The following is a 21,746-nucleotide window of genomic DNA, read 5'->3' on the forward strand; positions in this document are numbered from 1 at the left end:
TCGAGCAGAGCTACTACGCCGCTCTCAACCGAGAGCTTCAACCCACATAGGAGCGGCGGGAAACCTGGGGCGGTTCACCCACAGGGTGTACGTCGCCCACGATGAGGATGGGACGTTCGCGCTTCGTAGGGGAAACTCGGGACTGGCAGCCCGGGTTTTTAAGCGGGACCGGTCTCTGATTCTCGACTGCATCCGCCGGTGCGAGGAACAGGCCATTTGCTGGAGCGAATCCGGCAAGGCCCAAGAAGACGACGAGACAGCCGAGGTGTACCAGGGCGAGGCAGCCGCGTGGGAGGACGTGGCCTCATTGCTTCGGCGGTCGTTGCCTTTCCCGATCGAGTGATGCCGCGTAGGTGGGCTGTCTACCGCTGAACCGCGGACTCTCCCATTTCGATCCCCGGAAGGTGCTGATGCCCGGGTAGGTGACGTTGACGAGGAGGGGTCTCGTTGCCGGGCGGCCTACACGGTGGTTGCCCTGGACAAGCGCTACTCACAGGAATTCCGCGACGACGTTGTCCGCGTCGCCGAGAACCGTGAAGTCGGTGTGACGCTCGACCAAATCGCTGCAGACTTCGGCGTTCTCATGACGTTGTAGAAGTGGATTCGCAATGCTGGCGTAGGAGCCGGAGTTCAACCTGGCACGACCGCCACGGCGCCCAAGGAAGTGCGCGAGGCCAAGCCGCGTGTGCGCCTGTTGGAGCAGGAAAGGTGAGGTCTTGCGCCGCGCTGCGGCGAACCTGTCATAGGCGAAAAACTGCCGGAACTAGATGGTACCCGCTCGTGAGCGAGCTCGCCGCTGAACGAATCCCCGCGCGAGGTGGCGTGCCGAGTACTCGAGATCACTCCTCAGCCCTACTGCTGACAGCTCAAGTGCCCTGCCACCGAGCCGGTCCGCCCGTGCACAACGACTATCCCTGCGAGCGAGTCTTCACCGCGGTCGGCCCCAACGAGCTGCAGCTCACCGGGACTAAGCGGTGGACCCGATGCCCGATAAGTCGCGGAGCCAGGTTTCCTCCGGGTTCGACAGCCAAGACCGATGTCTACCAAAGCGTGACGGGCCCCCGCAGACGGTCAATCACCGAACCTAGATCCCGTCCCCGCGAGTTCCGCCCAAGAGCCTCGAGCAGGACCGCGCTCGTCGTTCCGAGGCCCTTGTTTCCGTTCTGTCATCCGACCGAGGCGGACCTTCTCGCGAAGCGGCGCGGCGGGCATCGTGCCGCGGGGACACACATCGCGAGGCGCCCGCAAGGGCAGCCACACCGCGTATCGAGACGGTTCTCTTCAAACACTAGACAGTGTGACCGGAGTCACCTACCTTGAATGTAGTTCCATTTGGAACTATTTCAGATGTTCGACACTGAGGAGACCGTGATGACGCTGTCCATAAAGGACGCGCTCGCCGCCAAGGGACTACACCCCTCGGCCGACGAACTCGACCGCATCGAATCCACCTGGGCCCAGATCGCCGGACTCCGGCGCGACCTCGACACCATCAACACTGCGGACGCCGACGTGGCGATCCGCAACATCCCCGGAGGCGACCACCATGTCTGACGAACTCCTCAGCAAGTCCGCGACCGAGATCGGCGCGCTGATCCGCGACAAGCAGGTCTCCCCCGTCGAGGTGACACGCCAGAGTCTCGACTACGCACGGTCGAAGAACGAGCAGATCAACGCCTTTGTCAGTTTCCGCGACGAGCAGGCGCTCGCCGAGGCCGCACAGGCCGAGAAGGAGATCGCCGCCGGCGAAGTCCGCGGCCCGCTGCACGGCGTCCCCATGGCACTCAAGGACAACCTGTACGTCGCGGGCGAGGTCACCACCATGTCCTCGAAGATCCACGGAGAGTTCGTCTCCGAGCATGACGCCACGACTGTCGCGAAGCTGCGTGAGGCGGGCGTCGTCGTCACCGGCAAGCTCAACATGCACGAGTACGCCTGGGGGATCGACAACAACAGTCCCCACTTCGGCCCCGTGCACAACCCGTGGAATCTCGACAAGGTCCCCGGCGGGTCCAGTGGCGGGTCCGGTGCCGCCGTCGCCGCGGACATGTCCTTTTCCACGCTCGGCACCGACACCGCCGGCTCGATTCGCATCCCCTCGTCCGCGAACGGCCTGGTGGGCCTCAAGCCGACGCACGGCCGTGTGTCCAAGTTCGGCTGCTTCCCCCTGGCCTGGACGCTGGACCACATCGGCCCCATGTCCAAGACGGTCGCCGACGCCGCCGCCATGCTCGGCGCGATCGCCGGATTCGACCGCCGCGACCCCACCTCGGTCGACGCCCCGGTGGACGATTACCTGGCCGGCCTCGGCGGCGACCCGACCGGACTGGTCATCGGCGTGGAGGAGGACTATTTCTTCCGCGACGTGGACTCGGAGATCGAGCGGTTGGTCCGGGCCCGGATCGACGACCTGGTGGCCCGCGGCGCCACGGTGAAGAAGGTGCAGATCCCGTCCCTGCGCTACTCGGAGTGGACCGAGCTCGCCACGAGCCTGTCCGAGGCGTCGGCGATCCACCACCAGGACCTGCTCGACCGTCCCCAGGACATGGGCAGCGACATCCGCTTCCTGTTCTACCTGGGCGAGCTGTTCTCCTCGGTGGACTACCTGCAGGCGCAGCAGGCCCGCCGCCAGATCAAGCAGGAGTTCACCGCCGCCCTGGCCGACGTGGACGTGATCATGGCGCCCACGCTGCCGGTCATGGCCCCGGACATCGGGTCCGAGGTCGCGGACCTCAACGGCTCGCCGGTGGATCTGGTGCAGGCGTTCATCCGCTACACCGGGCCGAGCAACCTCACCGGACTGCCGGCGCTCACCGTGCCGGCCGGGCTCAACGACGGCCTTCCGGTGGGGCTTCAGCTCATCGGCAAGGCGTTCGACGAGTCCACTCTGTTGCGTGTGGGGGGCTACGTCGAGGAGTCCGATCCGATGGGAGGCTCGCGCGCGCCCCACTCGGCCTCGCCCGTCAGCGCGGTCTGACCGCCGCCGGCGCGGCCTGACCACTTCCCGCGCGGGGTGCCTCCTCGGTGGCGCCCCGCGCGGGTCCGGCAGGTCGGCGCACGTCCCGCCCCATGCCGGCAGTCCGCCGTGTCCCACATCGGCCAGGCCGCCGAACCACCCCACAGTCTGCAAGGAAGCTCCCATGTCCAGTCTTGCCCTGCTCTTCGTCGGCGCGGTGCTACTCGTCAACGGGCTGGTCCTGTTGGGCCGGGTCGACGCTCGCGCCGCGGTGCCGATCAACCTCATCACCGGCGCCGGCCTGGTCACAGCTGCGCTCCTCATCGCCATCCCGGCCGGCGGTAGCGACCGCCTCGATCTCTTCGGCGCCGTTGGTTACGGCCTGTTCGGGGTCACCTACCTCACCGTCGCGGGCGGCACTCTTCTCCGCGCCGACGGCCGCGCCCTGGGTTGGTATTGCGCGTGGGCCTCGGCGACCGCGGTAGTCCTGGCGGCTATCAATCTCACGTCCGGCGACGCGCGGATGGCGTGGCTGTGGTCCGCTTGGGCGGTGTTGTTCTTCGTCTTCTTCCTGTCGGGCTGCGCGGTGGGCCCGCGATGGGACGTGGCGGCCGGAGTGCTGGCGATCTCTCAGTCGGTCACCACGGCCACCGTTCCGTCGCTGCTCATGATCGACGGCGCCTGGACCACCGTGCCGCTGGGCTGGGTCGCCGCGGCCCAGGTGGTCGGGGTGGTGCTCGCCGCGGCTCTGGCGGTTCGGGCCACGGTGCCCGGGCGGGTGAGTCTCGCAACCGCATGAGCCCGAAGCCCAGGCCCCGCGGCGATACCTCACACCTCGCCGCGGGGCTGACTGCCATCACGACGCTGGTGCCGCTCGCCGTGGCCGTCGCGGCGGTGGGCGGCCTCGCCGTTCTCGCACCCGCGCAGGCGTGGGCGCTGCTGGTGCGCCTGGCGCCGGTCCTGTTGTTCGTCGCCGCCATGTCGGTGGTGGTGAACCTCGCGAGCGCGGCCGGCGCCTTCGAGGCCGTGGCGCAGTGGGCCCGGCGTCAGCGGCCCGACTGGTTGTCGACACGGGCGACCGCGTGGTGCCAGATCGTCGTGTTGTCCCTTGTGTCGACCATATTTCTATCCCTGGACACCACTGCGATCCTCGTGACGCCGCTGGCTGTCGCGCTCGCACGGCGCGGCGGGCTGAGCCTGTGGGCCGCCGCACTGACGGTCATCTGGATCGCCAACATCGGCTCGCTGCTGTTGCCGGTGTCCAACCTCACCAACCTGCTGGCGGTGGGGTCCGGGGTGTTCACCGGGCCTGGTGCGTACGTGGGTGCGGCGTGGCGCCCGGCGATCGCGGGCATCGGGGTGGCCGTGGCCGCGTCCTGGGTGGCGTTCCGCTGGTCGGCACGGGGTCGTGGCCGCCCCGAGGACGGAGTCGGAGGCGAGGCCGGGGCCGCCGAGCTCGAGCCCACCGCGAGCCGACGCCTGCGTGCGACCCTGGTCACCCTGGCGGTTCTGCTCCCCCTGCTTGCCACGCCGTTCCCCTACTGGATCTCCGCGACGGTCGCCGCCGCGATCATGCTCGCCGTCAACCTGCGCTCCGGGCCACCGCGCACCGGAGAGACGACGACAACGACGACACCGGCACCCCGTCCTCCCCTGCGCATGCTCATCCCGTGGTCCTCACTGGTGTTCGTTACCGCCCTGTCGGCGGTGGCGGCGATCGCACACCACGCGGGCGCTCTGGACGTGCTGGCCCGGGCAGTGGCCTCGAGACAGGACTCCGTGGGCGGCCTGCTGGCCATCGCCGGGCTGGGGGCGTCGTCGTCGAACCTCATCAATAACATCCCCGCGTTCCTCGCGCTCGAGCACGGCGCCGATACTCCCCACGGCATGCTCGCCCTGCTGGTGGGCGTCAACGCCGGCCCGATCATCGCACCGTGGGCGTCGCTGGCGACGTTGCTGTGGCACGACCAGTTGCGCCGCGCCGGCGCGGCGGTGTCGTGGGGCTCGTTCATCGCCGCGGGCTGCGTGCTCGCGCCGATCGCCGTGGCGTTGCCCGTCCTCGCAATGGGCTGAGCGCTACCCGCGGGCGGTCACAGGGTCTCGAGTACCTCGAAGTGGAATACGTCGGCGCGCGCGAGGTTCACAGGCTGCACAGCCTGGTTGCCCACGAACCGCACCTCGCCGCGGGGACCGGAGAAGGTGAGTCCGTCGATGACGCGGTCGCAGTCACTCACCCGCGTCCCCCCAGAGATACGCGCGAGCTCAGCCAGGGTCTGAATACCCTGATAGCAGGACTGGGCCATGTTGTTCAGTGACGGCGCCGACGGGCCCCGCGCGGACACGTAGCGATCCAGGAAGTCCATCGCAGGAGCGCTGGTCAGGGTGCTGAAGTAGGAGGCCGAACAGTAGAGGTCGATCGTGGCTTCGGGCCCACTAGCCAGCAGCATGCTCTCGTCCATGAGCGGGCTGTAGCGGATGATGTGATCGGCCAGGCCGACCCGGGCGAAGGCGCGATTGAAGTCCACGGCGTCCTGGCCGACTAACAGCATGAGCACGGCGTCGCAGTTGCCGGCGGCCACTGCGGCGGGCAGGCGCGGGTCGGCACCGTGGCCCATCGGTACCAGGCTCGTGCCCACGATCTCCACGCCGAGACCGGGGGCCGACTCGGCGATCTTCTGCAGGGACCGCACGGGCCACACGTAGTTGGCTCCCACCACGTGCCAGCGGCGTACGCCCAGGTGCTCGCGCATCCAGCGCAGCGCCGGGAAAATCTGCTGCTCCGGAGTCTCGCCACAGCAGTAGATGCCGCGGGCGTGCTCGCCGCCCTCGTATAGCGAGGTGTAGACGTACGGGATGCGGCCGCCCACGAGCGGACCCAGACGGCGGCGGATGGAGGAGATGTGCCAACCGGTGATCGCGTCGAGTCGGCCCGCCTCGAGCAGCGCACCGACCTCCGCGACCACGGCCTCCGGCGACTGCCCGCCGTCGATGTACTCGATCTCGACCCGGCGGCCGTCGATCCCGGCACAGCGGTTGAGTTCGTCGGCGGCCATCTCGCACACGGACACGCACGAGGGACCGAAGATCCCACCGGGGCCCTGCATGGGGATGACCATGCCGATGCGGTACGTGCTCCGGCTCGACAGCAGGATCTGCTGCACCTGGCCTCTCCCTTCCGTGCGCGTAGTGCTTCTGTGCGCGGGGGCTCACCCGCGTTGTGACGCCCAGGAGCATTCCCCGTTATGCGATCTGGGTCACACGAAACGAGGCCCTGTTGCATACTATGCTTCCATCTGGATATGTTTCAACAGATAGTTTTTCGGGCGCAGGAAGGGACCGGCATGACCAGCTCCACCGACGCCGCCGCGGCGGCACCCACCCCGCCCACCGCCACCTCCGATGAGCTGCTCAAGGCGCTGATCCTGCAGGGCCACCGGCTCCACAGCGCAGTCTCCGCCGTCGGCGCCGCGCACCAGCTCACCGCTGACGAATGGCTAATCCTCGACGCCCTCCACTCGCACGACGGCCTCACCATGTCCCAGATCTCGGCACTCACCCCGCCCTCGGGCGCCTCGCTGACGCGCGCCGTGGATCGCCTGGTCACCCGCTCGCTGGTCTACCGCACCCCCAGCCTCACCGACCGCCGCAAGGTGGACGTCCGCATCAGCGACCTGGGCCGGGACCTGCACGGCGTGGTGACCGCCGATCTCGCCGACCTCACTGCCGAACTCGACGCCGCGATGGCCGAGGAAGCACTCGATCCGGTTGCGTTTGCCGCCGTACTGAACCGGCTTCCCGAGCTGGCCTGAGCCGCTACCCACCGTCGAATACTGGGCGTGACCGAACCTGACATACGCCGCCCGGTTGGTAGCCCCTCGCTACGAAGAGGCGTCCTCGATCTCCCGGACTAGCCTCGTCAGCGCTTCGTTGATCGGCGCGGTCAGACCGACCTTGGCCGCTTCCCTCGGCACGGCCCCGTTGATGAACTCGATCTCGCTTCGACGGCCGGCTTCCAGATCCAGGAGGACCGAGGGCTTGGCGTCTGGCATGCCGGCGGCGAAGTCAATGACGCATGCCTCCGGGTCGAGGTCGATTCCAACCCGATTGGCCCTGGCGATCGCATAGGCTTCGCGCGCCGCGGACAGACTGATCGGCCCCAGCGTCGAACTACGCAGCACCTCCCCCACCGTCGTGCCCGAGATGGCGCAGGGCGCACTGTAGGCCGCGTTGCAGATGAGCTTTGTCCACTGCATCGCGGCGATCTCGTCTACTGCCTCGGCGTCGAAGCCGGCGCCCCGCCACACCGCCGCGAGCGCTTCGACATCGGGCTTACCGCCTCCGGTGTGGGCACCGAACCGCAGCTCCCGCATCGCATTGTGGTGCACTTGCCCGGGCCTGGTCAGCGAGGCGCCGAACCCCTTGGCTATCCCCACGGACAACCGATCGGGATCCACGTGCTCGGCGACGGCGTCCGCGGCACCCAACCCGTTCTGGATGGTGAGCACCGTCGTCTCCGGCCCCATCAGGCCTGCCAGTCTCGCCGCTGCGGAGCCGGCGTCGGCGGCCTTGACGGCGATGATCACCAGGTCCACGACCTCCTCAGGAGGTCGGGTGAACGCACGGACGAAAGCGGTGTGAGTGCCGTCGGGCCCGGTGACGGTGAGTCCGTAGGAGTCCATCGCCGCAACATGCTCCGCCCAGGAGTCGACGACGACGACGTCGTGTCCGGCTCGAGCGAGTCGAGATGCGTACACCGCGCCCATCGCGCCGCACCCCACAACGGCTATCCGGATGGCGGGCGGTGTCGTCATCGGGTCACCTCCTTGATCCACGAATCCAATCCCTTTTTCTGCTCCAGCCCGAAGCCCGGGGCGTCCGAGGGGTGGATCAGTCCGTCCGACAGGAGACACTGTTCGCTGTACCCGCCGAAGGGCTCAAATACTCCGGGGTACGCCTCGCAGCCACCCAGCTCCAGACCCGTGACGATGTGCAGGTTGATGAGATGCCCGCCGTGCGGTACGGCCGCCGACCGGGGGAAGCCGGCGGTCTTCATGAGGTCGATCATCTGCGTGTACTCCGTGAGTCCGTAGCTCAGGCCCGCGTCCATCTGGAGGAGGTCGCGATCCGGCCGGAGTCCACCGAAGTCGAGCAGGTTCTTGACGTCGGGCACGGAGAAGAGGTTTTCCCCCGTTGCCAGAGCGCCGTCGTACTCCTCGGCCAGATCCCGATGGCCCCGCAGGTCCAGCGGATCTATCGGCTCCTCGTACCACCGCAGCCCGAACTGCTCTAGTACTCGTCCGTAGTCGATGGCCTGCTGGGTGCCGAAACGACCGTTCGCGTCCACCGCCACACGCGCACCGCTGCCGGCGGCCGCGACAACTGCAGCGACTCGCTCGACATCCTGCGCGAGATCGAGGCCACCGACCTTGATCTTCACCGCCTCGTAGTGGGCATCAAAGTAGCCCTCGACTTCCCGGACCAGCTCCGGAATCCCGGTGCCGGCTCGGTAATACCCGCCAGCCGCGTACACCGGAACCCCCGCGGTCGCTCCGGGGCGCCCGTGGTGACGGCTGATCGTTCGCCACGCCGGCTCATCGCGGAGCTTGGCCAGCAGGTCCCACACGGCCAGCTCCACCGCAGACGACGCCGCCGCCCTGTCACCGTGGCCGCCGGGCTTCTCGTCAGTCATCGCGCACGCCAGCACCCGAGCGGGGTCGAGCGCGCCGGTGGCCGGATCGAGGAAAGTGTCCGGATCCGCGGCGAGAATCCTCGGGATCATGCGCTCACGCAGGATGCCGGCCTGACTGTGCCTGCCGATCGAGTTGAACGCGACGCCGGTCAAGGGGCGCCCGTCGCGGATGTGGTCGGTGACCACCGCCACGAGCGACACGCGATGCGCGGAGAAGTTCACCACCGCGTTGGAGATCGTGCCCGCCAGCGGGACCGACATCTCCCTGATCTCGGTGATCCTCATCGTGTGCCGCCTTCCTTGCCGTGCCGTCGTGCCCGTGGCGGGGTCACTCGAATCGCTCCCGGATCCAGTCGGCGATCAGATCCGCCTGCACATCGCGCGCGCCCGGATTGAGGAAGTAATGATTCGCCTCGAGCGTGTGCAGCTGCTTATCGCTCGACCCGATCTGATCGAAGATCGACTGGGCGTCACTGGGAAAGACTCCGGTGTCCTGATTTCCGTTGATCACCAGTGCCGGGACCTCGATATTGGGCAGATGCCGATATGCCCGGGTCTGCGAGTGCTCCAGACTCCACAGCGAAAGCCATGACCGCAGGGTGGTTCCCGAGGCGATTCCGAACACCGACCGGTTCGCGCGCTCGGGCACACCGGCGTAGCACAGGTTCGGCTCGCGATTTGTCGGCTCGAGAGTCGGGTCCACCATGCGGGGATCAGCCCACGTACGGCAGACCGAGAAGGGCCGGTCGTGATAGCCCGCCGCCTTGAGTCGCTCGAGTTCCGCCACCACCCACTCGGTGATGCGGTGGTTTCGCCGCTCCTGGGCGGCCCGGTATCGCTCGACGAACTCGGCGCTGTAGGGCGGGCCGTTGTCGCCGACGAACAGGTCCAGGCTCTCGTCGGTGGCGAGAGGGTCGTTCTCGTCAACGACCGCGCCGTCCATCCAACTGGTCAACACCTCGGGTCGCCCCAGGTGTGCGGCGGAGGAGATGTAGCCATCGGCCCGGGGCAGCTCGTTGACGCCCGCGGTCAGGTTCATCCCCGGCAGCGCCGTGACGGACGGCGCCACGGACTGCGAGTGGTAGGCGGCCATCAGCGAGCCGCCGCCGGAATTGCCGAGGAGGATCACCTTCTCCACCCCCGCCTGCTCGCGCAGCCAGCGCACTCCCACCCCGATGTCGCTCAATGCGGCATCCAGGATGAAGTGCTGCTCCGCGCCCCGGAAACGGGTGTTCCACCCCAGGAAACCGAAGCCGCGCTCGGCGAGGAACTGCGACATGTAGTGCTCGGAGAAATCGATGTTGTAGTGCGTCGCGATCACCGCGATACGGGGCGTGGTGCCTGCCGCCTTGTGATAGACGCCCTGGCACGGGTGGCCTCCCGCACCGGCGCGGGGCAGATTAGTACTCGGGAGACCAACGAACTCCCGTTCAACCTTGGTCATGGACCCTCCTCGGGACTCTCACGACCTTGCCAACGGATTTCAGCCGCGAACGGTGTGGTGACCCGGGCGGCAGCCGGCCTCTGGGGATGCTGCGAGTCCGGGTGTGACTGCCAGAGCGACAAAGTCACATTCCCGGGCGAGGGGGGGCTGTTCGTGCGGGGTGCTATTCGCGCCAGAACACTGCGCGATACCACAATTCCGTCAACGTCTCGATGCACTGCTCATCATCCGCCGTGGCATCGCGACCGTTGGCAAGGTTCTCGTAACAGAATTGGTGCAACATACTGACGATCGCACGGGCGGCCAGGAAGGGGTCGAGAGTAGGACAGAACCCTTGGCGCTGAGCGGCGCGGATGCCACCCTCGATTCCCTCTACGGCCTCGCTGCTGAGGTCTTCCCAGACCTTCGCGAAATCGTCATTGATCATTGACAGCTGGTACACACCGATCATCTCGGCAAGATGATCACGGTAGGTGTTCCAGTGTGCACTCGCCGCAGCCCGAACGCGCTCCCGCGCCGAGCCCTTGGCAACGTCTTCGACACTCAGCCGCTGCCGGGCCGCATCTTGGAATTGCCGGGCCCACGATTCGAGGAGTGCTTCCTTCGAGTCGTAATAGTTGTAGAAGGACGCCGGAGATTTTCCCGCCTCCTTCACGATGTCCGCGACCGTCATCTTGAGAAAGCCTCGTTCGGAGATCACCTTTCGGGCCGCCCGATGGATGGCCTCCTGGGTTTCCCGACCTCGTCGCGTCGGCTTTACCTCCGGCACGGTCATCGCGAACCTCCTCGTGGACTTTCTCCAAGTACTTACCGTAAACCGAAGGCACTCGGGCGAGGACAGGCTTCGGTCAGCTCGCGTCCGTGTGTTAAGCGATGGCGCGCGGCCGCCAGTCCGCAGCAGTCTTGGGCTCGTGGGAGACGTCCTCGGGAGTGAACTCACGCATCCAGCACGAGAACTCCAGCAGTACACCATCTGGGTCCTGGAAGTAGAAGGATCGAACGTACACGTCGTCGTTCATCTCCAGCGCGATCTGCGACTCGGAGTTGTCGTGATTGACGATCGGGCCCACCTTGATGCCCTCCGCCTTGAGCTTCGCCCGGTACTCGGGGAACTTGTCGGCGGGAACCTCGAACGACACATGGTTGAGAGACGAGACGGCGCTGAGCCACTCGCCGAACCCGGGGGACGACACGGGCGCAGAGATTCCCGGAACGGCCGCGGGGGCGTCGGGGAACCAGAAGAACGCCAGCGAGTTTCCATTGCCCGCGTCAAAGAAGAAGTGCTGCCCACTGCCGTCGGGCAGATCCACCGTCTTGATCAGCGGCAGCCCCAGGATCCGGGAGTAGAAATCCACCGTCCGGGCCATGTCAGAGCACACGAGCGCAACGTGACTGAAGCCGCGCAACTCGAATTGGTTGTTCTTGTTTTCCATGAGTGCCTCCTCCAACTGAGGTCCGTGAGAGCCTGTCGGCAAAACTGACCCTAACATCAGGTTCAGTTCTATGTCCACACTTTTGGTGACCCCGATCACAGGTCAGCGAACGACTCGAATCGCGTGAGGGGGATCACAGAATCGCCTTGACAGAGACCTGGGTCACATCTATAACTGAATCTGAAGTCAGGTTTGTATCTGGCCCCGTCAGACAGGAAGAGTCACATGAAACGACATACTTTCCGCGCATCGGCTGCGGCAGCCGTCGGCCTGGTCGCGGCCGCGAGCCTCGCCGCCTGCGGTAGCTCGGGCAACGATGCGCCAGGGCAGCTTGTCGCTGCGACGCTGGTCGACGTGCAGAGCTTTGACCCGACCGTCAATCCGGGTCAGGGCCAGCGGGTCTTCCTGGACCCCGTCTACGACACGCTGCTGCGCACCGATGCCGAGGGCAACATCGTCAGCGGTGTCGCCACGTCCTACGATCTGACGCCGGAATACCTCGACCTGACCTTGGAAGAAGGACGCGAGTTCAGTAACGGCGAGCCACTTGACGCCGAGGCGGTCGCGGCCAACCTCGAGCACCGTATGGCGTCCGCTGGCCCGGCTTCCGGACCGTTCGCCAACGCGTCCGGCATCGAGGTCACCGGGCCGAACACCGTTCGGATCCTGCTCGACCGCCCCGCGCCGGCGCTGCCGATCGGCTTGACCGATGTCGCCGGCATCCTCGTGGCGCCCGGATCCCTCGACGCACCCGACCTGGGAACCAATCCCGTCGGTTCGGGTCCGTATGTCCTCGACGAAACCGCATCGAGCGCCGGCGTCAGTTACGTCTACGTCCCCAACGAGCGATTCGCCAACGAGGAGGAGCAGACGCTGGATCGTCTCGAGATCAGGGTCCTCACCGATGACGCTGCGCGCGCAGCCGCGATTCGATCCGGCCAGGTGGATATCTCGCAGATCGCACGAGCCCAGACCGAGACGGTCAGCTCGGGCGATGTCACGGTGGACACCTTCCCCGGGAACTACTGGATGCTGCACTTCACCGATATCGACGGCACACAGGCGCCGGCCCTCGAGAACGAGACCTTCCGCCAGGCGGTATGTACCGCGATCGACACCGAGTCGATCGCCGAGTCGATCTTCTTCGGCTACGCCGACGCCCAGAGCCAGGTCTTCCCCCCGGGCAATGAATTCCACGTCGAGGACCTGACCGATATCTACTCGTTCGATCCGGAAGAGGCACGCGAACTGCTCGCCGAGTCCGGCGTGACCGACACCAGCTTCACCGTTCCGGCGTTCGGGCCGATCCAGAGCGTCGCCGAGGCGATCCAGGGCAACCTGCGCGATGTCGGGATCGACATGGGCATCACCGTTGTACAGCCGGGAACCCTGGATCAGGAAAACCGGGAAACCAACTTCCCGGCGATCATCACCCCCATCAAGCAGGTCCACCCGCAGCAGCTCTACGTCGACCGCCTGGCGACCAACGGCCCCCAGAACCCGTTCACTGTCCCGCACCCGGAGATCGACCAGGCCTACGAACGGGCGGCCAATGCTGAACAGGACGAGGAACGCGCCGCCGCTTTCGCCGAGATGCAGACGCTGACCGCCGACGAAGCCCTGTGGTGTGGCCTGTTCCAGGACCAGTCGATCGTCGCGTGGAACTCCGAGAAGGTGCTCGACGTGGAGAACTCCGTGGGGTGGCCCATGGGTCCCTCCTTCCGTGGCGTGACCGTGCAGTAACACCGCGACCAACGCCCAAGAGGAGATCAACACCATGACCAAGCTGATCGGTTACCGCTTACTGGCGCTCATTCCGGTGCTCCTGGTTCTGAGCATCGTGACCGTCGGCCTCACGGCGATCATGCCCGCCAACGCCGCGGACCGTATCGCCGGTGATTCGGCCACCCCGGAACAGGTGGCCGCGGTCCGGGCGGACCTCGGGCTGGACCTGCCCTGGTATGAGCAGTACTGGAACTGGTTGACCAACGCGGTGGTGGGTGACCTCGGGAACTCCCTCATGGACCAGGCCCCTGTTCTGCCGATGGTCATTGATCGACTCGGCGTGACCTTGTCGCTGGCGCTCGTCGCCACCGTGATCGGCATGGTGCTCGGCATCACCGCCGGCACGGTGGCGGCCCTGCGGTCCGACTCGCTGCTCGACCGCGCCATCACGATCCTGTCGTCGGTGGCGCTGGCAATGCCCGCCTTCTGGATAGGCCTGATCCTCGTCTCGGTCTTCGCCCTCCAGCTCGGCTGGCTGCCGGCTACCGGATACATACCGTTCTCCCGCGACCCAATGGGCTGGCTGGAATCGGTGATCCTTCCCGGATTCTCACTGGGGTTGATCGTCACCGCGATGCTCGCCCGCCACGCACGGGCGTCGATGATCCAGGTACTGCAGATGCCCCACGTCCGCACGAGTCGGGCCATGGGACTGCGGAACAGGAGTGTGATCGGCAAGCACGCCATGAAGAGCTCGCTGAGCCCGGTCATCACCACCATGGGCTTCCAGTTCGCCTATCTCCTCGGTGGCGCCGTGGTGGTTGAGCGGGTCTTCGGCATCCCCGGGTTGGGAGACCTGGCACTCAACGCGGTCACCCAGGGCGATATGCCCATCATCCAGGCCGTTGTCATCACCACCGGACTGTGCGTGGCACTGGCCCAGCTGGGCGTGGACATCACCTATGGCTACCTCAACCCCAAGGTGAGGGCGCTATGACCAGCACAGCCACCCCCGACGATCAGACCCTGCTCCGGGATCAGAACAGCGAGGACCCCTCAGTGAAAACTGACACCGGCTCCCCCACCACACCCGCGACAACCGGCACCGGGAAGAAGCCGGGCGTCGGCATTAAGGGGAATCCACCCCGCGGCCAGTGGGCGAAGATCTGGATTCGCATCCGACGTGACCCCGTCACCATCGGTGCGATTGCCGTCCTGGCGATCGTGCTGATGTGTGCCGCGTTCCCCAGCCTGATCGCCCCCCTCGACCCCCTCTCCACCAACCTCGCTCGAACCCTGGAGTACCCCTCGGTCGATCACTGGCTCGGCACGGACTCCCAGGGCCGCGATGTCATCTCCCGCCTCGTTTATGCCGCACGAATCGCCGTGATCGCCGCGGGGCAGGCCACGGTCATCGCCATGGCGATCGGCATCCCCATCGGCCTGCTGATCGGCTTCGTGGGCGGCCCCCTCGACAGCATCATCATGCGATTCGTCGACGGTTTCACCTCGCTGCCCGGCCTGATCGTGGCGATCGCGATCATCGCCGCGCGTGGGCCCGGAATCGTGAACGCGATGCTCGCCGTGGGCCTGGTCTTCTCCACCACCTTCGTCCGGGTCACCCGCGGTGAGGTGCTCAGCGCCCGACGCCAGCAGTACGTCGAGGCGGCGCAGGTGATCGGCACCAAGGCGCCGGTCATCATGGTGCGCCACATTCTCCCGAACATCATCGGTCCGGTGGCCGTGCAGGTCTCCCTCACCATGGCCGCGGCACTACTGGTTGAGGCCGCGTTGAGCTTCCTCGGCCTGGGTGCCCAGCCACCGGACGCGAGCTGGGGCGTGATGATCGCGGAGGCCGCCAACCTGATCGGCCTGAATCCTCTGCTGATCCTGCCTCCGGGAATCGCACTCGGTCTGACCGTACTGAGCCTCAACATCGTCGGTGACACCCTGCTCAGCGCCATGCGCGATGAGCCACTGCGCACCAACTGGCGTCGGATAGCCAAGCGATCGTCGTCGTCGGCGCGCGTCATCTCCGAGCCCACCGCGATCAATTCCGCGGAGACGGTCGAACCGCGGAACGGTGTCACGCCCACCCTGAGCCTGCGCGGCCTGGACGTCACAGCGGCACGGGGATCGGAGACCATCACCCTGGTCGACAATGTCTCGCTGGACGTCATGCCCGGCACCACGTTGGGCGTCGTGGGCGAATCGGGCAGTGGCAAGACCATCACGGCGCTCGCCGCGATGGGCCTTCTCCCCCAGAGCGCGCGCCGCACGGGTGGCCGCGTCTTCCTGGAGGGCGACGACATCACAGACTACTCCGCCAACCAGCTCCGCCGGCTTCGCGGGCAGCGCATGGCGATGATCTTCCAGGAGCCCGGTGCCGCACTGGACCCGGCGTTCACCGTGGGCAACCAGATTACCGAGGTGCTGCGCATGCATCAGGGTTTGAGCCGCGCGGACGCCTACGAGAAGGCCGCGCATCTGCTCGAGCGCGTGGGGATCCGCGAACCGCATCAACGGATGAAGAGTTACCCGCACGAGCTGTCCGGGGGCATGGCGCAGCGCGTCATGATCGCCCTGGCCATTAGTTGTGATCCGGTGCTGCTGATCGCTGATGAGCCCACCACAGCGCTCGATGTGACGCTCAAGGTCCAGATCGCCGACCTACTGGCCGGCATCCAGGACGAAACCGGCATGGCGATGATGTTCGTGACCCACGAGCTGGGGATGGTGGCCGAGGTCGCCGATCGGGTCGCGGTGATGTACGCCGGCCAGATCGTCGAGGAGCAGGACGTCAACGACCTGATGCACTCGCCCCGCCACCCGTACACCTCGGCACTGCTCCAGTCCAGCGTGCAGGGTCAGCCGCGTGGCATTCCCCTCAGCGTCATCCCTGGCACGGTTCCCTCGCCCGGCAACCGGCCGCAGGGCTGCCGGTTCGCCCCGCGCTGTGAGTTCGCGACCGTCGAATGCACCTCCGCTCCTCCGGAGCTCACCCCGACGGTTCCGGCGGCCACCCTGGGGGATGCCGTCCGGTGTATCCACCCGATCAACGCGCATCAGGGTGGTATTGACCTCAGCACGTCGTCGGCCCGAAAGGCAAGGGTGAACTGACATGGCGCCACTTCTGGAAATCAACAATCTGCGGGTGGAGTTCCGATCCCGGGGTCTGTTTCGGCCCCACAAGCCGTTCGTCGCCGTTAACGACGTGAGCGTGAGCATCGAAGCCGGGCAGACCCTCGGCCTGGTCGGCGAATCCGGATCCGGAAAAACGACCCTTGCCCGCTCCGTGCTGCGACTGACTCGCGCCGCCAGCGGAAGCATTCGCTTCGACGGCCACGAGGTCACCGAGTTCGGGCGGGTTCCACTGTGGTATCAGCGACGGGTCCAGGCCATCTTCCAGGACCCCACCGCGAGCCTGAACCCTTCGTGGTCGGTCCAGGACATCATCGCGGAGCCCCTGCGAGTCCACACTGATCTGAGCGGTGCCGAGCGAGCCGCCAGAGTGTCCACGCTCATGGAGCAGGTGGGGCTGGACCCCGGCCTCGATCATCAGCGCCCCGCCGCGTTCTCCGGCGGTCAGCGCCAGCGGATCGGGATCGCACGAGCCCTGGCCACCGAGCCGGACCTCATCGTGTGCGACGAGCCCGTCAGTGCCCTGGACGTCTCCACCCAGAGCACCATCGTCAATCTCCTCAACGACGTGCAGCGCGAGACCGGGGTGGCCTACCTGTTCATCGGTCACGACCTGGGCCTGATGCGGCACGTCAGTGACCGGCTGGCCGTGATGTACCACGGCAAATTGGTCGAGGAGGGGCCGGCGGAAACCATCTACACCGATCCGCAGCAGGACTACACACGCCGGCTGCTGGATGCCGCACCCGGGTTCGATCCGGCGGAGCAACAGCGCAAGCGCGACGCCCGCACCACGCGAGCCGCCAGCCAGGTTCTCGAAGAAAGCACTGTCTAACTCACCCGTCTGTCGACGGCATAGCGGAAGGATCTTCTTCAGTGATCTCTTGGGTACATATCATCTCGTGGCGCGCAGAGCGACATCCGGACCTGCCCGCACTGATCGACGACCTGGGGCAGACCCTCACCTATCAGGAACTGGCCGAGGAGGTCGAGCTTCTCGCCGGCGGTTGGGCGGCCAAGGGGATCAAACCCGGTGACACCGTGGCGATCGTCGCCCGCAACCGGGTCGACTGGATCAGCCACATGTTCGCTCTGCACAGGCTCGGAGCCATCCCCACCGGAATCAACTGGCGACTGGCCGCTCCAGAGCTGCGGGCCCTGTTCTCGGTGCTCGAGCCCGCGGCCATGCTGATAGATTCGCCCAACGAGGAGAAGGCGCGGCAGGCCGCGCCAGACCTCCCGGCGGTCAAGCTCCGCGATCCGGACGCCCGGGGGGTGGTGACCGGTCGTGCCTCCGATGCGTTCCAGGGTCCTCCCCCGCCCTTCCCCTACGAGTGGCTGCAGCCCAAGTCCCCGTGCGTTCTGCTCCATACCAGTGGCACCACCAGCGCTGTTCCCAAGCTCGTCACCATCTCGCACAGTCGACTGGTTGCCAGCGCCACCTACCTCAAGCTGGTCGTCCCCGAGGCGGTGGAAGGCGCGCGGCACCTGCGTGCCATGCCGTTGTTCCACATGGCGGGCCTGGCAAACATCACCTACCCGCTGTTCACCGGCGGAACGACGTATATCCAGTCCGGATTCAACCCGGGATCGTTTGTGGATGCGTTGGTGTCCGAGCAGATCCAGTTCACCAACCTGGTGCCGAGCGCAATCGCGATGGTGGTGGACGAGATCCGGTCCCGACCCGATCCGGTGGACCTGTCCTCGCTCATCGAGATCGGTTACGGAGCGTCGCCGATCTCCCCGGATGCGTTGCGTGACGCCATCACGACCCTGGGTTGCCGGTTCCGGCAGAACTACGGTTCCACCGAGACGGGTGGCTTCCCGGTGACCACGCTGGACCCGGAGGACCAGTACCCCGAGTCACCGCACCTCAACACCGCCGGCCGGGCCGCCATGAATTGGGAGGTCAGGATTGTCGACGACGAGATGCGCGACGTGCCCGCCGGCGAACCGGGCGAGCTCATTGTCCGTGGATCGGATCCGTTCGATGGCTACTGGAACAACCCAGAGGCCACTGCCGAAGCCATGACCGACGACGGCTTCTGGCGACTGGGCGACATCGCGGTGCGGGATGGTGAGGGGTACATCCAGATCATCGACCGTCTGAAGGACATGATCGTCTCCGGTGGGGAGAACGTCTATCCGGCCGAGGTCGAATCCGTGCTCAGCAGGTACCCCGGGGTTCGCGAGGTGAGCGTGATCGGCATTCCGGATCCACGGTGGGGGGAAGCCGTTCACGCGGTGATCGTGATGGACCCCGCGGTGCAAACCGACACCACCGCCGACGCCGACGCCATCACGACGTGGTGTCGGACCCAGATCGCCAGCTTCAAGTGTCCGAGGTCGATTTCATTCATGGACGAACTCCCGCGGAACGCCACGGGCAAGATCCTCAAGCGGGAACTGCGAAAAGCGCATTGGACGAACAACGAGAGGGGCGTGGCATGAGCCGGGACAGCGGCAGTCAGGCCGGCGCCAGCCAGGCCGACGGCAGTCAGTCCGACGCCGAAAGGCGCCCGAACTTCGTTCTGATCATGGCGGATCAGCTCCGCGCCGATCATCTGGGGTTCGGCGGTAACGCTGTGGTCAAGACCCCCAATCTGGATACGCTCGCCGCTCGGGGAACCGAATTCACGCGCACCTACGTGGCCAATCCAATCTGTATGCCCAACCGCGCGAGCCTGCTCACGTCACGGGTGCCGTCGGCGCATGGGACCCGCTTCAACGGCATCTCCCTGGACCAGGACGCCAACACGTTCGTGCGGGCGCTGCGCGCAGCCGGGTATCGCACGTCGCTGGTCGGGAAGGCGCACCTGCAGAACTACGGGAACGCACCTGAGTTCGCGCGGGCCATCACCGCCAACGGCCCGTCGAGCCCCGGGGTTGAGCCCCGCCGTGCGCCGGGGTGGGATCGCTGGGAGAACCAGGAGCTCCACAGCGAGGGACTGGTGGACATGCCGGAGGACTACTACGGCTTCGACCACGTTGAGCTGGCGATCGATCACGCCGACTACTCCGGTGGGCATTACGAGCACTGGCTCCGTGCCCAGGGCTTCGACCCCGCCAAGCGGACGGTTGAGCACGCGGCGCAGCGCTACGACGGCTGGGATCAGGTGTATCAGCCCGCCATGCCGGAGGAGCTGTATCCCACGTCGTGGGTGGGCACCCGGTCGGTCGAGGCGATCACGACGGCAGCGGAGTCCGGGGAGCCGTTCTTCCTGCAGTGTTCCTTCCCGGACCCGCACCATCCCTTCGCGCCGCCGGGCCGGTTCTATGACATGTACGATCCGGCCGAGATCCCGCTTCCGGAGACTTTCTACGACTCTCACGAGGGGTCCTCGAAGCGGATTCGCAACATGATCAACCATCGGGGCGAGCAGCGCGGCGGCGAGATGGCACCGTTCGCCCCCAGTGAGGAGCAGTTTCGCCAGGCGGCGGCGAAGGAGTACGGCGCGATCTCGTTCATCGATGAGATGGTGGGGAAAGTGGTCCAGTCGCTGAGCGAAGCAGGAGTTCTGGACAACACAGTCATCATCGTCACCAGCGACCACGGCGACATGTTCGGCGACCACGGCCTACTCCTCAAGATGGGGCTGCATTACGAAGGCTGCGTTCGCGTTCCGCTGACGTTCACCGGTCCCGGGGTCGGAGCATCGTCGTCGAATGGATTGACGTCCAGCCTCGATATCGGACCCACCATTCTGGATCTGGCCGGGGTCCCGGGCTACACGGGCATTCAGGGGCACTCGCTGGTCCCGGCGCTCACCGACCCCGGGCACCGGGTGCGAGACGCCTTGTACATCGAGGAGGATCAGATGTTTGACGCCTTCCGCCTCGGGATCCCCACGCAGTTGCGGACGGCCATCACGGATGACGCTCGGGTCACGGTCCTCCACGGGAGCGACGACGGCGAGTTGTTCGACCTGCGCAACGACAGGAACGAGATGCATAACCTCTGGAACGATCCGGAGTACGCGGACCTCAAGAGTCGCATGTTGTTCCGCCTGCTGCAGGCGCAGCTCGACCACACGGACACAGTGCTGCGCCCGACCGCTATGGCCTAGTCGTAATCGCACCCAGAGACACGCCGCAAGAATGCACAGGGCGGGGTCCCCACAACCCGCCCTAATTTGGACCTGGATTCGGCGGACCGCTACGGTCCGAATGAGGGTTTCCCGCCCGCGAGTCTGAGATGCCTGAGGCTGGCGGGAATGCACTGCCGAGTCTCGCGAAAGTCAGCTCAGGGACGCCCGAACCTCGACTGTCGCACGCCACCACCGGGCGATATACGGGCTGACACGGAGCTCGGGGTGGGCCGAAACGTGGTCGACGAACCACTCAGATAATCCGTCCCATTCGCGACAGTCTCCGAGCGGATGCAACTGCCAGCCAAGTTCCTCGAGCGTCCAGTGCGCCTTGGCCGAGTTGCGCAGCATCGAAGTCGTGACCCAGTTTGGTGCGTCGTCCGCCCCGCCACGTGAGACCGGCACTACATGATCGAGGGTCGGGAACAGCTCCCAGAAGGCGAAATGGGTCTTTGCCATCGCCCAGTTGGGGTGCACGGGGAACTCTTCCGGAAAGTGGGCCGCAAGCACGCGAAGCACCCCGGGGTGGACGAGTCGATCCCGGCTGTACCTGTCCACGAATCCATCACGGTAGTACACCTGGAGAAGCTGACGCTCGGTGTACCTACGAGGGCTCTTTTCCACCGTGACGAAGGGATAGCTCGCGACGAGCTCGGCGCGACCGGCCTCCAGCCCCCGCGCGTTGATCGCCGCTGCCACTCGCCCGAGTACGTCAGCCTTCTCGCTGACACTCAATGTCGGCGGGTCGACCTCCGTATCGGGCGGACCTTCAGACACCGAGTTCACGCGCCGATTGTAAGTCGCTTCGCACTGAGCGCGCTGCCCAGGTCGAACGGGTCTTACTCATCTGGACTCCTTCTGCGACGACGTCCAAACGGCTTGAAGGTACCTTTCACCTGCGGCACAGTGAGTCGAGCGTCCAGGGCGCCAGATCGGTCGATGACGCAGCGCAGATCTACCCAGCCGGATAGCTCCGATTAAGGGTTCCGTCCGGGTTGAGAGCCTCTGCGCTGACGTACACCCAGGTCGGCACGGACCTACCCGCATATACACAGACGAGCATGCGGTTGTAGACCTCATAGACCTGGTCTGGGGAACACACATCGCCGTACTTCGGGGCGGGTGCTGGAGCCGGTGCAGCGGCCGGCACTGGAGGGGCAGGCGGCGCAGGAAGGTGGAACTCCCACTCGAAGGGGAAAGGAAGGGGTGGCAACTGCCAAATCGGGATATCGAACGGCCGCGGAACTACGACAGGCTCCACAGATGAGCC

General features: G+C 66.2%; 19 protein-coding genes. 12 read left to right on the forward strand and 7 right to left on the reverse strand.

Annotated elements, in window-relative coordinates:
• From K3888_RS09130 to K3888_RS09150, 5 genes are all read left to right on the forward strand, one after another.
• The coding region (locus tag K3888_RS09130; RefSeq protein ID WP_230929955.1) for a hypothetical protein at positions 1 to 343 on the forward strand (343 nt) is incomplete at its 5' end.
• A gap of 1,028 nt (positions 344 to 1,371) precedes the next feature.
• Entirely contained in the window at positions 1,372 to 1,554 is a 183-nt protein-coding gene (locus K3888_RS09135) for a hypothetical protein (RefSeq protein ID WP_230929956.1), read from the forward strand.
• Positions 1,547 to 2,977 (forward strand): amidase, encoded by a 1,431-nt coding sequence (locus tag K3888_RS09140; RefSeq protein ID WP_230929957.1) that lies wholly within the window; start codon positions 1,547 to 1,549, stop codon positions 2,975 to 2,977. Before K3888_RS09135 ends, K3888_RS09140 begins: the two co-directional genes overlap by 8 nt.
• 163 nt (positions 2,978 to 3,140) lie before the next feature.
• Entirely contained in the window at positions 3,141 to 3,755 is a 615-nt protein-coding gene (locus tag K3888_RS09145) for an AmiS/UreI family transporter (protein ID WP_230929958.1), read from the forward strand.
• Positions 3,752 to 5,029, forward strand: a complete 1,278-nt coding sequence (locus K3888_RS09150) for an ArsB/NhaD family transporter (RefSeq protein WP_230929959.1) — start codon at positions 3,752 to 3,754, stop codon at positions 5,027 to 5,029. The genes K3888_RS09145 and K3888_RS09150 overlap by 4 nt, the downstream gene beginning before the upstream one ends.
• Positions 5,030 to 5,046: 17 nt before the next feature.
• On the opposite strand, the gene K3888_RS09155 is transcribed toward K3888_RS09150, so the two are convergent.
• The gene (locus K3888_RS09155) at positions 5,047 to 6,117 is read right to left on the reverse strand and encodes a substrate-binding domain-containing protein (protein ID WP_295647489.1); all 1,071 of its coding nucleotides are present in this window, start codon (positions 6,115 to 6,117) and stop codon (positions 5,047 to 5,049) included.
• A gap of 180 nt (positions 6,118 to 6,297) precedes the next feature.
• Here K3888_RS09155 and K3888_RS09160 point away from each other — a divergent pair, with 180 nt between their 5' ends.
• The gene (locus tag K3888_RS09160) at positions 6,298 to 6,765 is read left to right on the forward strand and encodes a MarR family winged helix-turn-helix transcriptional regulator (RefSeq protein WP_230929960.1); all 468 of its coding nucleotides are present in this window, start codon (positions 6,298 to 6,300) and stop codon (positions 6,763 to 6,765) included.
• Positions 6,766 to 6,834: 69 nt separating this feature from the next.
• On the opposite strand, the gene K3888_RS09165 is transcribed toward K3888_RS09160, so the two are convergent.
• The 5 genes from K3888_RS09165 to K3888_RS09185 form a co-directional block, all read right to left on the reverse strand.
• Positions 6,835 to 7,749: a ketopantoate reductase family protein gene (locus K3888_RS09165; RefSeq protein WP_230930087.1), complete on the reverse strand. Its 915-nt coding sequence runs from the start codon at positions 7,747 to 7,749 to the stop codon at positions 6,835 to 6,837.
• Positions 7,750 to 7,763: 14 nt separating this feature from the next.
• On the reverse strand, positions 7,764 to 8,930 hold the full coding sequence (locus tag K3888_RS09170) for an enolase C-terminal domain-like protein (protein WP_230929961.1): 1,167 nt from the start codon (positions 8,928 to 8,930) through the stop codon (positions 7,764 to 7,766).
• Positions 8,931 to 8,973: 43 nt separating this feature from the next.
• The gene (locus K3888_RS09175) at positions 8,974 to 10,089 is read right to left on the reverse strand and encodes an alpha/beta hydrolase (protein ID WP_230929962.1); all 1,116 of its coding nucleotides are present in this window, start codon (positions 10,087 to 10,089) and stop codon (positions 8,974 to 8,976) included.
• 163 nt (positions 10,090 to 10,252) lie between these two features.
• Entirely contained in the window at positions 10,253 to 10,864 is a 612-nt protein-coding gene (locus K3888_RS09180) for a TetR/AcrR family transcriptional regulator (RefSeq protein ID WP_230929963.1), read from the reverse strand.
• 91 nt (positions 10,865 to 10,955) lie between these two features.
• On the reverse strand, positions 10,956 to 11,522 hold the full coding sequence (locus K3888_RS09185) for a VOC family protein (protein WP_230929964.1): 567 nt from the start codon (positions 11,520 to 11,522) through the stop codon (positions 10,956 to 10,958).
• A gap of 225 nt (positions 11,523 to 11,747) precedes the next feature.
• Here K3888_RS09185 and K3888_RS09190 point away from each other — a divergent pair, with 225 nt between their 5' ends.
• The 6 genes from K3888_RS09190 to K3888_RS09215 are packed head-to-tail and all read left to right on the forward strand — an operon-like array spanning position 11,748 to position 20,455.
• Positions 11,748 to 13,265 (forward strand): ABC transporter substrate-binding protein, encoded by a 1,518-nt coding sequence (locus K3888_RS09190; protein WP_230929965.1) that lies wholly within the window; start codon positions 11,748 to 11,750, stop codon positions 13,263 to 13,265.
• 34 nt (positions 13,266 to 13,299) lie between these two features.
• Entirely contained in the window at positions 13,300 to 14,244 is a 945-nt protein-coding gene (locus tag K3888_RS09195; protein ID WP_230929966.1) for an ABC transporter permease, read from the forward strand.
• The gene (locus K3888_RS09200) at positions 14,241 to 16,367 is read left to right on the forward strand and encodes a dipeptide/oligopeptide/nickel ABC transporter permease/ATP-binding protein (protein WP_230929967.1); all 2,127 of its coding nucleotides are present in this window, start codon (positions 14,241 to 14,243) and stop codon (positions 16,365 to 16,367) included. Before K3888_RS09195 ends, K3888_RS09200 begins: the two co-directional genes overlap by 4 nt.
• A gap of 1 nt (position 16,368) precedes the next feature.
• On the forward strand, positions 16,369 to 17,223 hold the full coding sequence (locus K3888_RS09205; RefSeq protein WP_230929968.1) for an ATP-binding cassette domain-containing protein: 855 nt from the start codon (positions 16,369 to 16,371) through the stop codon (positions 17,221 to 17,223).
• 41 nt (positions 17,224 to 17,264) lie between these two features.
• Positions 17,265 to 18,839, forward strand: coding sequence for a class I adenylate-forming enzyme family protein (locus tag K3888_RS09210; protein ID WP_230929969.1), 1,575 nt, complete (start codon positions 17,265 to 17,267; stop codon positions 18,837 to 18,839).
• Positions 18,836 to 20,455 (forward strand): sulfatase family protein, encoded by a 1,620-nt coding sequence (locus tag K3888_RS09215; RefSeq protein WP_230929970.1) that lies wholly within the window; start codon positions 18,836 to 18,838, stop codon positions 20,453 to 20,455. The genes K3888_RS09210 and K3888_RS09215 overlap by 4 nt, the downstream gene beginning before the upstream one ends.
• 171 nt (positions 20,456 to 20,626) lie before the next feature.
• Here the strand turns inward: K3888_RS09215 and K3888_RS09220 are convergent, their stop codons facing one another.
• A complete protein-coding gene (locus K3888_RS09220; protein ID WP_230929971.1) occupies positions 20,627 to 21,262 on the reverse strand; it encodes an HNH endonuclease in 636 nt (211 codons plus the stop codon).
• Between the last annotated feature and the right edge of the window lie 484 nt (positions 21,263 to 21,746).

Source organism: Dietzia aurantiaca, from assembly GCF_021033825.1.
In the GTDB taxonomy this organism is placed as follows: domain Bacteria; phylum Actinomycetota; class Actinomycetes; order Mycobacteriales; family Mycobacteriaceae; genus Dietzia; species Dietzia aurantiaca.